This is a genomic window from Methylobacterium sp. 17Sr1-1, from assembly GCF_003173775.1.
Lineage (GTDB): Bacteria > Pseudomonadota > Alphaproteobacteria > Rhizobiales > Beijerinckiaceae > Methylobacterium.
This window is the reverse complement of sequence record NZ_CP029552.1, coordinates 2,033,796-2,048,309: the sequence shown is the minus strand read 5'-3', so window position 1 is coordinate 2,048,309 and position 14,514 is coordinate 2,033,796. Positions and strand designations below refer to the sequence as shown.

The 14,514-nt window shown below is 71.9% G+C and carries 17 protein-coding genes; 6 read left to right on the top strand and 11 right to left on the bottom strand.

The window, feature by feature from the left end:
* Positions 1 to 3: 3 nt before the first annotated feature.
* The 3 genes from DK412_RS09270 to DK412_RS09260 all read right to left on the bottom strand — a co-directional run bounded on the left by DK412_RS09270 (position 4) and on the right by DK412_RS09260 (position 3,590).
* Positions 4 to 1,101: a transglycosylase SLT domain-containing protein gene (locus DK412_RS09270; protein WP_109971721.1), complete on the bottom strand. Its 1,098-nt coding sequence runs from the start codon at positions 1,099 to 1,101 to the stop codon at positions 4 to 6.
* Between the two features lie 234 nt (positions 1,102 to 1,335).
* Positions 1,336 to 2,697 (bottom strand): DUF5666 domain-containing protein, encoded by a 1,362-nt coding sequence (locus DK412_RS09265; RefSeq protein WP_109971720.1) that lies wholly within the window; start codon positions 2,695 to 2,697, stop codon positions 1,336 to 1,338.
* Positions 2,698 to 2,708: 11 nt separating this feature from the next.
* Positions 2,709 to 3,590 carry a DUF6502 family protein gene (locus tag DK412_RS09260; RefSeq protein ID WP_245447515.1) on the bottom strand — a complete coding sequence of 294 codons (882 nt, stop codon included), beginning with the start codon at positions 3,588 to 3,590 and terminating at the stop codon, positions 2,709 to 2,711.
* Positions 3,591 to 3,737: 147 nt separating this feature from the next.
* Here DK412_RS09260 and DK412_RS09255 point away from each other — a divergent pair, with 147 nt between their 5' ends.
* From DK412_RS09255 to DK412_RS09245, 3 genes are all read left to right on the top strand, one after another.
* Complete coding sequence (locus DK412_RS09255) at positions 3,738 to 3,956, top strand: hypothetical protein (RefSeq protein WP_109971719.1); 219 nt, start codon at positions 3,738 to 3,740, stop codon at positions 3,954 to 3,956.
* A gap of 16 nt (positions 3,957 to 3,972) precedes the next feature.
* Positions 3,973 to 4,188 carry a hypothetical protein gene (locus DK412_RS09250; protein WP_109971718.1) on the top strand — a complete coding sequence of 72 codons (216 nt, stop codon included), beginning with the start codon at positions 3,973 to 3,975 and terminating at the stop codon, positions 4,186 to 4,188.
* A gap of 100 nt (positions 4,189 to 4,288) precedes the next feature.
* Positions 4,289 to 5,056: an outer membrane beta-barrel protein gene (locus DK412_RS09245; RefSeq protein ID WP_109971717.1), complete on the top strand. Its 768-nt coding sequence runs from the start codon at positions 4,289 to 4,291 to the stop codon at positions 5,054 to 5,056.
* 81 nt (positions 5,057 to 5,137) lie between these two features.
* Here DK412_RS09245 and DK412_RS09240 read toward each other — a convergent pair whose 3' ends face one another.
* From DK412_RS09240 to DK412_RS09210, 8 genes are all read right to left on the bottom strand, one after another.
* Complete coding sequence (locus tag DK412_RS09240) at positions 5,138 to 5,434, bottom strand: hypothetical protein (RefSeq protein WP_109971716.1); 297 nt, start codon at positions 5,432 to 5,434, stop codon at positions 5,138 to 5,140.
* Positions 5,431 to 5,820 (bottom strand): hypothetical protein, encoded by a 390-nt coding sequence (locus DK412_RS09235; protein ID WP_109971715.1) that lies wholly within the window; start codon positions 5,818 to 5,820, stop codon positions 5,431 to 5,433. The genes DK412_RS09240 and DK412_RS09235 overlap by 4 nt, the downstream gene beginning before the upstream one ends.
* Before the next feature lie 187 nt (positions 5,821 to 6,007).
* Positions 6,008 to 6,454 carry a type II 3-dehydroquinate dehydratase gene (gene aroQ, locus DK412_RS09230; protein WP_109971714.1) on the bottom strand — a complete coding sequence of 149 codons (447 nt, stop codon included), beginning with the start codon at positions 6,452 to 6,454 and terminating at the stop codon, positions 6,008 to 6,010.
* 81 nt (positions 6,455 to 6,535) lie between these two features.
* Positions 6,536 to 6,697, bottom strand: coding sequence for a hypothetical protein (locus DK412_RS30605; protein ID WP_204165537.1), 162 nt, complete (start codon positions 6,695 to 6,697; stop codon positions 6,536 to 6,538).
* Between the two features lie 305 nt (positions 6,698 to 7,002).
* Positions 7,003 to 8,208 carry a multiple monosaccharide ABC transporter permease gene (mmsB, locus tag DK412_RS09225; protein ID WP_109971713.1) on the bottom strand — a complete coding sequence of 402 codons (1,206 nt, stop codon included), beginning with the start codon at positions 8,206 to 8,208 and terminating at the stop codon, positions 7,003 to 7,005.
* A 5-nt stretch (positions 8,209 to 8,213) separates the two neighbouring features.
* Positions 8,214 to 9,800, bottom strand: coding sequence for a multiple monosaccharide ABC transporter ATP-binding protein (gene mmsA / locus DK412_RS09220; RefSeq protein WP_109971712.1), 1,587 nt, complete (start codon positions 9,798 to 9,800; stop codon positions 8,214 to 8,216).
* Positions 9,800 to 10,864: a multiple monosaccharide ABC transporter substrate-binding protein gene (chvE, locus tag DK412_RS09215; protein WP_109971711.1), complete on the bottom strand. Its 1,065-nt coding sequence runs from the start codon at positions 10,862 to 10,864 to the stop codon at positions 9,800 to 9,802. Before chvE ends, mmsA begins: the two co-directional genes overlap by 1 nt.
* A gap of 95 nt (positions 10,865 to 10,959) precedes the next feature.
* Positions 10,960 to 11,718 (bottom strand): SDR family oxidoreductase, encoded by a 759-nt coding sequence (locus DK412_RS09210; protein ID WP_109971710.1) that lies wholly within the window; start codon positions 11,716 to 11,718, stop codon positions 10,960 to 10,962.
* A gap of 135 nt (positions 11,719 to 11,853) precedes the next feature.
* On the opposite strand from DK412_RS09210, the gene DK412_RS09205 reads away from it, so the two are divergent.
* Genes DK412_RS09205 through DK412_RS09195 form a run of 3 tightly spaced genes read left to right on the top strand, consistent with a single transcriptional unit; the run spans position 11,854 to position 14,509 of the window.
* Positions 11,854 to 12,636, top strand: a complete 783-nt coding sequence (locus tag DK412_RS09205; RefSeq protein ID WP_245447513.1) for a FadR/GntR family transcriptional regulator — start codon at positions 11,854 to 11,856, stop codon at positions 12,634 to 12,636.
* Complete coding sequence (locus tag DK412_RS09200; protein ID WP_109971708.1) at positions 12,633 to 13,637, top strand: aldose epimerase family protein; 1,005 nt, start codon at positions 12,633 to 12,635, stop codon at positions 13,635 to 13,637. The genes DK412_RS09205 and DK412_RS09200 overlap by 4 nt, the downstream gene beginning before the upstream one ends.
* Positions 13,634 to 14,509, top strand: a complete 876-nt coding sequence (locus DK412_RS09195; protein WP_109971707.1) for an SMP-30/gluconolactonase/LRE family protein — start codon at positions 13,634 to 13,636, stop codon at positions 14,507 to 14,509. Before DK412_RS09200 ends, DK412_RS09195 begins: the two co-directional genes overlap by 4 nt.
* The last annotated feature ends 5 nt before the right edge of the window (positions 14,510 to 14,514 follow it).

Below are 14,514 nucleotides of genomic sequence, written 5' to 3'. Positions count from 1 at the left end.
CGCCTACTGGCTGACCGCGGCGGCCGGCTCCGGCGCCGCCGCGGCGGTCTGGGGCACCGGGGGGGCGGGTTTGCGCACGACGAAGTGGCGGAACTCGACCGGGCGGCGCGGCGGCAGCGGCATCTTGGGGCCGGCCTCGGGCTCGGCCGGCGCGGCGGCCGGCTCCAGGGCGGCGACGGTGGTCGGCGCGGCCGGTGCGGCGGCAGGCGCGGGAGCAGCGGCGGCGGGCGTCGCCGCGAGGCTGACGGTCTGGCCGGAGGTCGGGAACGCCAGGGCGGCGCTGCTGCCCGCATAGGCGAGGGCCTGGCCGGCGGCGGGGGCCGGCGCGGCGTGGAACGCCAGGGCGGCCGGGCGGACCGGCGGCAGCGGCACGGTGACGACCGGATCGGCCGCGGCCTGCGCCGTCGCTTGCGGCAGCACCTGCGCCGCGGCCGGCTGGTAGGCGGCGAGGGCCTGCTGGGCCGCGGGCCCTTGCTGAGCCGCAGGCGCTTGCGGGGCCACGGGCGGCGGCAGGGTGTATTGCGACGCGGGCCCAGGTTGCGCGACGGCGCTCGACAGGGCGGCGACCGACGGGTCGGCCGAGGCGGTGGCGGTCGTCGCCGTCTGGCGGGCGCCGAAGACGCTGCCGAGGAACTTGTTGAGCGGGTTGGTGGGCAGCTCGCGGACCGGCGGCGCCTCGAGCTCGGCCACGTCGGTGCGGATGCCCGCCCGCTTGGCGGCGTAGTAGTAGCCGCGGGCGTAGTAGCTGTAGGCCTGGGCCTCGTTGCCGTGCGCCGTCTTGTAGGCACCGGCGAGGTAGGCGACGCCGTAGGTCAGGTTGATCCTGGCATCGAGCAGGCCGGCCGGCGAGCCGTTATAGCCCAGCGCCCGGGCAGTGCCGTGCTTGATCTGCATCAGGCCCATCGCCCCGCCGCGACCGACCGCGCGGGGGTTGTAGCCGCTCTCCCGCTTCACCACCCGGTGGATGAAGCTCGCCGGGACGCCGTTGGCCTTGGCATGCGCCTCGATCAGCGCGTCGATGTTGTCGCGGACGGGGCTCACCTGCGCCGTGGCGGGGAGCGGCGCCGCGACGACGACGGCGATGAGGAGGCGCTTGCGCATGCAGAACCTGCTGGAGGGGACCGGTGCGCGACCGCACCGACGGGGAGGCCCATCCTGCTCCGGTTCAAATGCGGCGGGAAAGAGACTTGGCCGTTCCAGGGCCGAACTTGGCCGTTAACTCAACCGGAAAACGGTCCGGTTTCGCAGTGCGGTGTGGCGCCAAGACCACAACGGTCAAGCTTCTGCGCTCGTCCACAGCGGAGTCGGGAGATCCGGTGATTCGGGCGATGCGCGTCAGCGCCGCCCGCCGCCGAACCCGCCCCCACCCCCGCCGAAACCGCCGGGCCCCTCGCCGCCCGGCCGGCCGAACCCGCCGGGACCGCCGAAGCCACCTTGGCCGCCGAAGCCGCCCGGCCCTCCGAACCCGCCCGGGCTGCCGGAACCGCCGAAGCGCCCGGCCCCCTCCCCGCCCGGCAGGCGCGGGTCGATCTCGCCGCGGCCCTGGCCGCCGAAGGGCCCCTCGCCGCCCGGGCCGAAGGACCGGTCCGACGGACCCTGCCGCCCGCCCGGGCCGCCGTGCCCTCCGCGACCCGGCCCGTGACCTCCCGAGCCGTGACCGCCCGGCCCCTGACCCCCAAGTCCGCCCTGCCCCGGGCCGCCACGCCCGGTTCCACCGCCGGGACTCCCCTGCCCGCGGGCGCCGTCGCGTCCGGCGGGATCGGGCTTGAGCCGCACGCCGTCGAGGTCGAGGCGGCCGCCGCGGCCAGTGCTTCCGTCGAGGATCGCGAGCCCGCCGCCGGCCGGGACGAGGCCGCCCCGCCCGGACACCGCGTAGCCGGCACCGGTGCGCAAGGCGCCGCCCTCGCGGGTTACATAGGCCTCGATCGACAGGCGCCGCGCCTCGGCGCCGAACGGCTCGGCCGCCGGCAGCGCCCGCGCCACCGCGAGCCGCCCGCCCTCGAGGCTCCCCTCCGCCACCGCCCGCCCGCCGGCGAGCGCCGGATCGAGGCCGGCGAGCGGCAGGTTGCCGATCCGCAGGGCGCCGCCCGGCCCCCGCCTCACCGGGCCGGCGACGAGGTCGGGGGCGGAGCCGGCCGGGTCGATCCGGCTCGCCGCGATGCTGCCGTCGGGCCGGCGCAAGCCGCTCACCGCGACCCGCTCGCCCAAGCGTGGCCGCGGCATCTCGGGCGGCAGCCCGGCGGTGGCGACCGCCTGGCCGAGCACCGTCAGCCGGTCGGGCGCGACGCGCTGCACCGGGCCGACCACCTCGTGGATCACCGCGATGCCGGCGGTGGACAGCCCGCCCTCCCCCGGCTGCGCCAGGGTCCGCACCACCTGGCCGACGCGCAGGTCCTCGATCCGCGCCGGGCGGCCGTCGACCGTCACCGGGACGTCGGCCGGGTAGGCGATGCGCAGGTCGTTGACGATGATGCTGCCGAAGCCCCGGATGGTGCCGACGACACCGGTGCCGCCGATGCCGCGGTCGCCCTCATCGTCGGGCCCGGGCCGGATGCCGGTACCGCCGATCCCCTGGTCGAGGATCTTGTCGCCGGCCGCACGAGCGGGCCCCGCGACGGCGAGCCAGCTCGCGCCGGAGAGGAGGCGCAACGCACCTCGCAGGAGGCCGCGCCGGGTGACGGAGGTCGCGCGTCGCACGGAGCCCTCCCTCACGCCTTCGGCTCGGGCCGCGGCGGGACGGTCATGGGGGCCTGCGGCGCGACAGTCATGGGGGCCTGCGGCGCATCCTCGGAATAGATGTAGATGCCGAAGTTCCAGCGCGCCTCGCCGCCCGGATCGGTCTCGCAGGCCGCGTGCGCCTCGCGGTTGGCCTGCTGCAGCGCCTCCATGGCGATCTCCCGCGCCCGCCCCTCGAGCCGCCGCGCCAGCTCGGGCGACAGCCCGTCATAATGCACGGCGCGCTCGAAGAAACGCGGCTTCTCCTCCAGGATGTTGGTGACCGCGGCGGCGATGTGATCGTGAAGGTTGCGGCCGAAATAGTAGAGCTGCTGGCTGCCGCCGCCGCTCGGCACGAAGGCGGCTTCCGACAGCACGATGCGCTCTTGCGGATCCAGGGTCACGAGCCCGCGGTCGAGCCACTCGTCGAGCACCGCCCGCGGCCGCAGGTCCCGGGTCACCGAGGCGACGAGGCTCTCGAAGGACGGCCCGCTCTCGGCCACCCGGGGCAGCGCCTTCGGGCGGCCGTCGGCCTCGGTGAAGTCGGGCGCGGCGACCCAGCGGGCAATGATGCGGCTGGTGCGCGAGACCGCGGCCGGTACCGCGCTCACCGGCGCCCCGGCGCCGCGCAGGCGCCGCACCTCCTTGCGGTGGATGCCGGTGAGCAGGCTCACCCGGCTGTCGGTCTGGTCCTTGCCGGGCAGGGCGAAGTCGTACTCGGCGACGTTCACGTAGAGCTCGCGCAGAAGGTCGGTCAGCGCCGGGAAGGTGATCCCGCTGCGCACGAACAGGCGCACCAGCGGGCGCAGCAGCCGGGCGAGCGGGGCCTGCAGCGCGCCCGCGTCGGGCGGCAATCTCGGGTTCGGCTCTGACATCACGATCGTTGTAGCGGAGGCGGCGTGGGACACAATCCCACGAAAGCGCGCCTCACCGCGTTTTCCGATTGACGTGGGAATTTTGCCCACATAAACATCGGGACGTGGTCAGATTTCCCACGCCGTCTTCCGCCACAGGAACCCCCGATGGCCCGCCCGATCCCCCTCCTCTGCACCTCCGCCGAGCCGCTGCAGCTCCGGTCCGCGCCGCACCGCCGGCAGCCGTCGCGCCTGCCCGTGGCGATGCTGGTGCGCAGCCTCGCGGTGATCGCCGGGTTGGGGATGCCGGTGGCGGCGGCGACCCTGGCCGACCTCGTCCACCCCGCCCCGATCGTCCCATCCCCGATCGTTTCTTCGGCCCGCTGACCCAGGAGTTCGTCCCATGCTCGAGGCCCTGCGCGGCGACCGCCCCCAACCCGCCCCCCTCGGCCGGGCCTTCCCGGCCCCGGAGATCGACGGGGACCGCCCCGCCCTCCGCTCCCGGCGCGAGCCGTCCGACGGCGGCGAGGCCCTGATCGTCACCGCCCTCTGCCTCGTGATCGGCGGCGCGATCCTGTTGGTCGCCCTCCAGGCGATCTGCATCGTCCAGAACCTCTGACCCCGGTTCGGACGCGCCGGCTCGACGCCGGCCAACGACGAAAGCCAGGACGATCGACCGCCCCGGCTTCTCCCCGAAGACCCACACACGGCTTTTCCCGATGATCAGATCGACCGAAGCGCTCGGCCTCGCCGGCGCGCTCGCCCTGACGGCTGCCCTCACGGCGGCGTCGCCGGCCTCCGCCGCCGACCTGCCGCGCCGCGTCGCCCCGCCGCCGGCCTTCACCCCCGTCCCGGTCTTCACCTGGACCGGCTTCTACGCCGGCGTGAATGCCGGCGCCGGCTTCGGCGGCGGCGGCGGCGCCTTCACGGACGCCACCTACGGCACCGTGACCCCGGGCAGCCGCGACGCCGCCTTCGTCGGCGGCGGCCAGATCGGCTACAATTACCAGTTCACGCCGGGCGCCGGCTTCGTGCTCGGCGTCGAGGCCGACATCCAGGGCACCACCTTCGGGCGGGCCCGCAGCGGGCTCGTCGGCAGCACGACGTTCTACGACGTCGGCCCGAGCCTCGACTGGTTCGGCACGGTGCGCGGCCGGATCGGCTACGCCTTCGACCGGTTCCTGGTCTACGGCACCGGCGGCTTCGCCTATGGCGGCGGCAGCAATCCGGCGAACGCTTCCTACTACACCGGCACCTTGCCCGACACGTTCCGCACCGGCTGGACCGCCGGCGGCGGCGTCGAATACGCGATCACCGAGCGCCTGAGCGCCCGGATCGAGGCGCTCTACGTCAGCCTCGATCGCAACGGCGGCAGCGGCGGCCTCGTCTACGACACCGCCACCAACGCCTATTACGGCCTCGGCAAGCCCAAGGCGGATTTCGGCGTGGTGCGCGCCGGCCTGAACTACCGGTTCTCGACCGACTGAGTTCCCCCCAGCAGCAGGACGGTCGAGAGGACCGGAGGCGGGCGACCGCCTCCGGTCCACCCGTTGGCACGCCGCGTCAGATCATCGATCGACGTCGATCCCGCAGGTCGCGGCAAGGAAGGACAGGCGTCGCAGCAACTCGTCGAGGTTGTGGAACGGTGACCCCTGGCCGATGCCGCCTTCTATCCTGTCCGAGACATCCTCTTGGTCGGGAATGTCCGGCACGGACAGGTCGATCTCGGGCGTCAGCAGCATGTCCGCCGGGATGTTCCTGCAGCGCACGAGGACCACCGTGGATCCCACCAGCACGAAGGTCCGGTGGCCGGTGACGCTCGCGGCTGCGCGCAGCAGATGATCGATCTTGCTCCGTCGCATCATGGTGCGGACAGGACACCCGGCATCTCGCCAGCGGTCGGACGGGGGCGATCCGAGTTCCCGCCTGCCCGTTCGCTCGGCGACAGGACGACGAAGACCGGCTGGGTGTCGCGAAGGAGATCACCCTCCGGCGAATCCTCCAGCAGGCGGCGCGCGATCACCGTCACGTCCTGCCGGAGGAGATCGGTCCACATCGCGTAGTAGCGGGACTGCCTCGGATCGCCGCGCATGTGACGCTCGAGGTAGGCCTGCCCGTTCCGGATCAGCGTTGGGTTGTCGACCAGACGCGTGGCGACAGCTCGGGTGAAGACGTAGGACCGTCGCTTGCTGCTGTCGTGAAAGTCGGTCTTCGCCAGCAGGGAACCGACGAAGCGCTCTCCCTCCGTCATGGGACCATGGTCCTTCTCAACAGGGCCGCAGGATCATAGGACGACGTCCAGCGAAAAACGAAGCACGAAACTCTCCGTGCTCACATATCGGCGGTGATCGCGCCGGCACCACGTTCGGGCCGACCGGCGCGCGGGTTCCCGCCCGTCGGCGGGAACCCTCGTCATGCTTCGAACGGACGCGCCGGCGTCACCCCTTCGCGTCGATCAGGTGCGCGAGACGGCGCAAGGCCAGCCCGTAGCCCTGCGTGCCGAGCCCCGCGATCACGCCGTCGGCGCGCAGCGAGACGTAGGAGTGGTGGCGAAACGCCTCGCGCTTGTGGACGTTCGAGATGTGCACCTCGATCACCGGCGCCTCGAAGGTGTTGAGCGCGTCGAGGATCGCCACCGAGGTATGGGTGAAGGCCGCCGGGTTGATGACGATCCCGCCGGCTGTCTCGCGCGCCTCGTGGATCCAGTCGATGATCTCGTATTCGCGGTTCGACTGGTGGAAGCGGATTTCCAGGCCCAGCTCGCCGGCGAGCGTCCGGCAGGAGGCCTCGACGTCGGCCAGCGTCTCGCTGCCGTAGATGTGCGGCTGGCGCTTGCCGAGCAGGTTCAGGTTCGGGCCGTTCAGCACGTAGACGAGGCGGCTCATGACGGGGCTCCTTGATGCGGCTTCTCGCGTGTCCGGCCGCTGTTAGGGCGCCTTCACCGGCGGTCGTCAACGGGGTCCGCGCTACCCTTCCGCCTTGTCGCCCTGCCCCTGCTTGGCGCCGCCGGCCGGATCGGTCGCATCCTCGCCCCCTGGCTCCGGCGCGTCGCGCCCCTGCGGGGTCAAGCGCGGCCGGCTGATCGCGTCCTCGTCGACGCCCGGCGGCTGGGTCTTGGGATCGGTCATGGGATGCTCCCGGAGAGTTTATCGCCGGGGGCAACGCCGGGCGGGTGGGACGGTTCGCGCGGTCGAAGGATGACGGGCGCGAGCCGCCGCCTCTCCCGACGGCGCTCCCACCCTCCATCGTCATCCCGGGGCCGCGAAAGCGGAACCCGGGATCGATAACCGCCGGCGTGTCCTGAAACAGCGGATCGCGGTCCGGTTCGTCCTGCATCGTCAGCGGCTATGGATCCCGGGTTCTCGCCTTCGGCGAGCCCCGGGACGACATCGAGGATGGAACGGCCGGTGGTGCCAGCGGACGGACGTACTCCTTACCGCTTGCGATAATACTGATCGATGCTCACCGCGCCGAGCAGCACCAGCCCCTTGATGACCTGCTGGTAGTCGATGCCGATGCCGAGGATCGACATGCCGTTGTTCATCACGCCCATGATCAGCGCGCCGACCACAGCGCCCGTCACCTTGCCGACGCCGCCGGACGCCGAGGCGCCGCCGATGAAGCAGGCGGCGATCACGTCGAGCTCGAAGCCCAAACCCGCCTTCGGGGTCGCGGTGTTGAGCCGCGCGGCGAAGATCAGGCCGGCGAGCGCGGCGAGCACGCCCATGTTGACGAAGGTGAGGAAGGTCAGGCGCTCGGTGTTGATGCCCGACAGCTTGGCCGCCTTCTCGTTGCCGCCGAGGGCATAGACCCGGCGCCCGATCACCGTGCGGCTCGTCACGAAGCGGTAGAGCAGGATCAGCGCGAACATCACGATCAGCACGTTCGGCAGGCCGCGATAGGTGGCGAGCCAGGTGCTGAAGGCGACGATGACGGCCGCGACCAGCGCATTCTTGAGGGCGAAGGCGCCCATCGGCTCCGGGGTGAAGCCCTGGCGCTGCTGGCCGAGGCGCCGGCGCAGGTTCGAGCCGACGAGGATCGCTGCGAGCGCGACGCCGACGAGGACCGAGGTGATCCGCAACGAGCCGCCGGTGACGATGTCCGGGATGAAGCCGGAGCTGAGCTTCTGGAAGTCGGACGGGAACGGCCCGACCGACTGGCCGGCGAGCAGCGCCAGGGTCAGGCCCTTGAACACCAGCATCCCGGCGAGGGTGACGATGAAGGACGGGATGCGGAGGTACGCGACCCACCACCCCTGCGCCGCGCCGATGACCCCGCCGGCGACGAGGCACAGGACCGTCGCGAGCAGCGGATGCAGGCCCATCTGCACCATCAGCACCGCGGCGAGCGCGCCGATGAAGCCCGCGGTCGAGCCGACAGACAGGTCGATATGCCCGGCCACGATCACCAGGAGCATGCCCAGCGCCATCACCACGATGTAGCTGTTCTGCAGCACCAGGTTGGTGAGGTTGAGCGGGCGCAGCAGCGCCCCGTCGGTGAAGAACTGAAAGAAGAGCACGATGCCGACGAGGCACAGGATCATGCCGTAGTCGCGCAGGGACCCGGAGAAGGCTTTCGCGTTGAAGCCGGCGACCGTCGACGGACGCGGCGCCTGGAGGGGAGTGGCGGTGTCGCTCATTGTCGTCAATGTCCTCCCGAGGTGACGATGGCCCGCATGATCGCCTCCTGCGAGGCCTCCGCCGCGGGAAGTTCGCCGACGATGCGACCCCGGTTCATGACGAGGATGCGGTCGCACATCCCGAGCAGCTCGGGCATCTCCGAGGAGATGATCAGCACGCCCTTCCCCTGGGCGGCGAGGTCGTTGATGATCGCGTAGATCTCGTACTTGGCGCCGACATCGATGCCGCGGGTCGGCTCGTCGAGGATCAGCACGTCCGGGTCGGCGAAGAGCCACTTGCTCAGCACGACCTTCTGCTGGTTGCCGCCCGACAGGTTCACCGTGGCCTGGCCGATGCCCGAGGAGCGGATGCGCAGGCGCTCGCGGTAGCGCTCGGCTACCGCCCGCTCGCGGTCCTCGTCGATCACGCCCTTCGCCGAGACGCCGGGGAGGTTCGCCAGCGAGACGTTGGTGCGGATGTCCTCGTGGAGCACGAGGCCGTAGCCCTTGCGGTCCTCGGTGGCGTAGGCGAGGCCGGCCGCGATCGCCTTCTCGACGCTCCCGAGGTCCGCGGGCTGGCCCCGCAAGCGCGCCTCGCCGGCGACGCGCGTACCGTAGGCGCCGCCGAACAGGCTCATGGCGAACTCGGTCCGCCCGGCCCCGAGCAGGCCCGCCATGCCGACGACCTCGCCGCGGCGCACGGTGAGGCTCACCTCCTCCACCGCCAGCCGGTCGGGGTGGAGCGGGTGGCGCACGCTCCATCCCCTCACCTCGAGGAGCGGCTCGCCGATCGCGACGCCCTCCCGCGGGGGATAGCGGTGGGCGAGGTCGCGCCCGACCATGCCCTTGATGATCCGGTCCTCGTTGAGGCGGCCGTCGGGCCCGAGCATCGCGTCCCGCGGCAGCGTCTCGACGCTGGCGCCGTCGCGCAGGATCGTGACGCTGTCGGCGACCCGGGCGACCTCGTTGAGCTTGTGCGAGATCAGGATCGAGGTGATGCCCTGCTCCCGGAACGCCTCCAGGAGGGTGAGCAGCGCGTCGCTGTCGCTCTCGTTGAGCGAGGCGGTCGGCTCGTCGAGGATGAGCAGCCGCACCCGCTTCGACAGGGCCTTGGCGATCTCGACGAGCTGCTGCTTGCCGACGCCGAGATCGGTCACCAGGGTCTCGGGCGCCTCGTCGAGGCCGACCCGGGCGAGCAGGTCCCGGGTGCGCGCCATGACGTGGGGCCAGTCGATCACGCCGAAGCGCGAGGCCGCCTCGTTGCCGAGGAAGATGTTTTCCGCGATCGACAGGAGCGGCACCAGGGCGAGCTCCTGGTGGATGATGATGATGCCGAGCGCCTCGCTGTCGGTGATGCCGGAGAAGCGCCGTTCCTCGCCGTCGAACAGGATGCTGCCGTCGTAGGAGCCGGCGGGGTAGACCCCGCTCAGCACCTTCATCAGGGTCGACTTCCCGGCCCCGTTCTCGCCGCAGACGGCGTGGATCTCGCCGGCGCGGACGGCGAGGGTGACGTTGTCGAGCGCCTTCACGCCGGGGAACGCCTTGGTGATGCCGCGCATCTCCAGGATCGGGGATGCGCTCGGCACCCCCGCGAAGGCCGGGGACGCCGCCATCACTTGACCTGCGAGGCCTTGTAGTAGCCGCTGTCGACCACCGTCTTCTGCCAGTTGTCCCTGTCGACCGCGACCGGCTTCAGCAGGTAGGACGGCACCACCTTGACGCCGTTGTTGTAGGTCTTGGTATCGTTCACCGCGACCTGGCCGCCGGACGAGATCGCGTCGACCATGTCGCTCGTGACCTTGGCGAGCTCGCGGGTGTCCTTGAACACCGTCATGCTCTGCTCACCCCGCACGATCGACTTGATCGAGGGCAGTTCGGCGTCCTGCCCGGTGATGACCGGCAGCGGCTGGTCGGACGAGCCGTAGCCGACGCCCTTCAGCGACGAGATGATGCCGATCGAGATGCCATCATAGGGCGACAGCACCGCGTCGACGCGCTTGTTGCCGTAGAAGGCGGAGAGCAGGTTGTCCATGCGCGCCTGGGCCGCCGCGCCGTCCCAGCGCAGGGTCGAGACCTTGTCCATCCCGAGCTGCTTGCTCTGCACGACCAGCTTGCCGGAATCGATGTAGGGCTTCAGCGCCGACATCGCCCCGTCGTAGAAGAAGTAGGCGTTGTTGTCGTCGGGCGAGCCTCCGAACAGCTCGATGTTGAACGGCCCCTTGCCGTCCTTGAGGCCGAGCTTGTCGACGATGTAGCTGCCTTGCAGCACGCCGACCTGGAAGTTGTCGAAGGTCGCATAGTAATCGACGTTCTTCGAGCCGCGGATCAGGCGGTCGTAGGCGATGACCTTGATGCCGCGGTCGCTCGCCTGCTGCAGCACGTCCGACAGGGTGGTGCCGTCGATCGCCGCGATCACCAGCACCTTGGCGCCGGTGGTGATCATGTTCTCGATCTGCGACAGCTGGTTGGGGATCTCGTCCTCGGCGTATTGCAGGTCGGGGGTGTAGCCCTTGGCCTTGAGCGCCTGGACGAGGCCCTGGCCGTCGGCGATCCAGCGCGCCGACGACTTCGTCGGCATCGCGACGCCGACCTTACCCTTCTGCTGGGCGTGAGCCGGGGAAGCGAGCAGCGCGGCGGCCACCAGGGCCCCGCCGATGAGGGCGGCGAGAGACTTCATGTTTCCTCCGGGAATTCCCGCGTCTTGGTCGCGCGGGGCTGATCGGGAACCGTGACGCGATGGAGCGGGCCGGCGCACCCGCCGGCCGGGAGAGGCTACACCCAGCCGCCGTCGACGACGTAATGCTGGTTGGTGCAGGCGCCGGCCTCCTCCGAGGCGAGGAAGACCGCGAAGCGGGCGACGTCCGCCGGCACCAGCTTGCGCTTGAGGCACTGGCGGGCGTTGATCTCGGCCTCGGATTCCGGCGTCACCCAGAGGGCGAGCTGGCGCTCGGTCATGATCCAGCCCGGCGCCAGCGCGTTGACGCGGATGCCGTAGGGTCCGAAATCCCGGGCGAGCGAGCGCGTCAGCCCGATCACCCCCGACTTGCAGGCGGTGTAGGCGGCCATGCCGCCCTGGCCGATCATCCACGAGACCGAGCCGAAATTCACGATCGCGCCGGCGCCCTTCGCCTTCATGTCGGGCAGGACGGCTTGGGCGGCGAAGAACTGGTGCTTGAGGTTCACCGCGATGCGGCCGTCCCAGTAGGCCTCCGTCACCTCCTCGGTGGGGTGGCGCTCGTCGTGGGCCGCGTTGTTCATCAGCACGTCGACCGGGCCGAAGCGCTCGCGCACCCGGCCGATCGCGGCCTTCAGGGCCGGAATGTCGGTGACGTCGGCGTGCTCGAAGGCGACCGCGAGGCCTTGCCCCTCGAGCTCGGAGGCGAGCGCCCGCGAGGGCCCGTCCGCGATGTCCAGGAAGCCGACCCGCGCCTGCTGCCGCGCGAAGTGCCGGACCAGCTCGGCCCCGATGCCGGAGCCGCCGCCCGTCACCACCACGACCTTGCCCGCAAGGTCCGGATAGATTGCCGCCAACGCTTCCTCCCTCGAAGCCCGTCGGATCGCTCGACGCACTGAAAATCATTTAATATGACTATTCCAGTGGCCCGGCCCTTATCGCGGAATCCTGACGCGCGGGCAAGAGGCGAAAGACCGCGGGAGGATGCAACCTTGGATGAACTCGGCGCCGAAACCGTGCCACGGCATGCCCCGGGCCACGCCCGGGTCGCCCGGGCGCTCGGCACCGGCATCGTCGCCGGACGTTACGCGCAAGGCGACGTGCTGCCGGGCGAGCCGGTCCTGCTCGCGCGCTTCGGGGTGTCGCGCACGGTCCTGCGCGAGGCGATCAAGACGCTCGCGGGCAAGGGCATGATCGAGACCCGCACCCGGGTCGGCACGCGGGTGCGCGAGCGGGCGGCCTGGAACCTGTTCGACCGCGACGTGCTCGCCTGGACCATCGAGGCCGGCATCGACCCGCGCTTCCTCAGCGACCTCGCCGAGATCCGCCTCGCCATCGAGCCGGCGGCGGCGGCGCTCGCCGCCGCGCGTCGGAATGCGGCCGACCTCGACACGCTGGACGCCTGCGTCGCGGCGATGCGAGCGGCCCCGGGCCTCGACCCGGCCTTCGCCCGGGCCGACGTCGCCTTCCACCTCGCGCTGGCCGAGGCCTCCGGCAACCGGTTCATGCACTCGGTCGGCGCGGTGACGGAGGCGGCGCTCGACGTGCTGTTCCACCTGAGCCGCCCGACCGATCCGCAGGCGCACGACGTCGCCTGGCGCACCCACGCGGCGATCGCGGCGGCGATCCGGGCCGGCGACGGCGCGGCCGCCGCGACGGCGACCGAGGCGGCGGTGCGCGACGGCCTGAAGAACAGCGCCGCGGCGGTGGAGAGAGCCCCCCGGGCGCCCTATCCTGAGGCGAGCCCGCCCTGCACCCGGAGGAACCCGACATGAGCGATCCCGTCCCCGTCGGCACGATGCCGGACGGCAGCCCGATCCTGGAGGTGCGCCTGGAGGGCGAGGGGCTCGCGGTCGCGGTCCTGAGTCTCGGGGCGGCGCTCCGCCGGCTCGACTTCCAGGGCCGCCCGATGGTGCTCGGACGCGACGACGCCCACGACTACGTGGCGAAGACCCCGCATTTCGGCGCGATCGTCGGGCGCTTCGCCAACCGCATCGCCGGCGGGCGCTTCACCCTCGACGGCACGGCCTACGAGCTGCCCCGCAACGAGGGCGGCCGCACCCACCTCCACGGCGGGACGCGGGGCTTCTCGCGCCGCAACTGGACGTTCGCGGAGGTCGGCGCGCGCGCGGTGACCCTGACCTACCGGGCGGCCGATGGCGAGGAGGGCTATCCGGGGGCGCTCACCGCCACCTGCACCTACGCCATCACCGGCCCCGGCACCCTGCGCACCACGCTGACCGCGACGACGGATGCCGCCACCCTCGTCAACCTGACGAACCACAGCTACTTCAACCTGCTGCTGCCGCCCGATGGCGGCCCGGCCCCGACGATCGACGACCACGTGATCGAGATCCCGGCGGAATCGTACCTGCCGGTCGACGATGCCCAGATCCCGACCGGCGCGGTCGCTCCGGTCGCCGGTACCCGCTTCGACCTGCGCGCGCCCACCCGCATCGGGACGCAAGACTTCGACCACGCCTTCGTGCTCGGGCGCGAAACCGTCTCCGAGCCCCGCCCCGTCGCCCGGGTCACGGCGGCGGGCAGCGACGTGGCGCTGACGGTGCTGGCGACCGCCCCGGCCGTGCAGTTCTACGACGGCACGCAGTTGCCCAAGGCGAACCTCGGCTTCGCGGCCCGCACCGCGCTCTGCCTGGAGCCCGAGGCCTATCCCGACGCACCGAACCACCCGGACTTCCCGAGCGCGGTGCTTCGCCCGGGCGAGACCTACCGCCAGATCATCGCGTACCGCTTCGCCAAGGAGACCGCCCGATGAGCGGCTGGGCCGGCCTCTTCTGCGACCGCGCCTGCATCCTCGGCGAGGGACCGGCGGCGCATCCCGGCCTCGGCCGGCTGTACTGGCTCGACATCCTCGGCAAGCATCTCGCCGAGCGACCGTTTTCGGGCGGCAGCACGGTTCTGCACGACCTGCCGGTGATGGCCTCGATGGTGGCGCGGGTCGACGACCACACCCAGCTGCTGGGCGCCGAGGACGGCCTGTATCTCCGCGACATCGCCACCGGCCGCCTGCGGCTGCTGACGCCGCTCGAGGCCGACCGGCCCGAGACCCGCTCCAACGACGGCCGGGTCCACCCGAGCGGCGCGCTCTGGCTCGGCACGATGGGCAAGCAAGCCGAGAAGGGGCTCGGCGCGATCTACTGGTTCTTCCGCGGCGAGATCCGGACCCTGTTCACCGGCCTCACCATCCCGAACGCCATCGCGTTCTCAGGTGACGGCACCTCCGCGACCTTCGCCGATTCGGAGGCCGGCACGATCTGGCGCATCGCCACCGATCCGGCGACCGGCCTGCCGGTCGGCGAGCGCCGGGTCTTCGTGCAGGTCCCGGCCTCCGAGGGCGCGCCGGACGGAGCGGTGATCGACGCGGAGGGCCTGCTCTGGAACGCGCGCTGGGGCGGCGCCAGCCTCGACGCCTATGCCCCCGACGGCACCCGGGTGCGCAGCATCGCGATGCCGGCCCGCCAGGTGACCTGCCCGGCCTTCATCGGCGCGGACGCCGACACCCTCGTGGTCACCTCGGCGACGGAAGGGCTCGATCCGGACCGGACCGACGACCGCTTCGCCGGGCGGACGTTTTCCGTGCCGGGGAAGGTGAAGGGGCGGTTCGAGCCTCCCGTGCGGGTGGAGTAGCGACA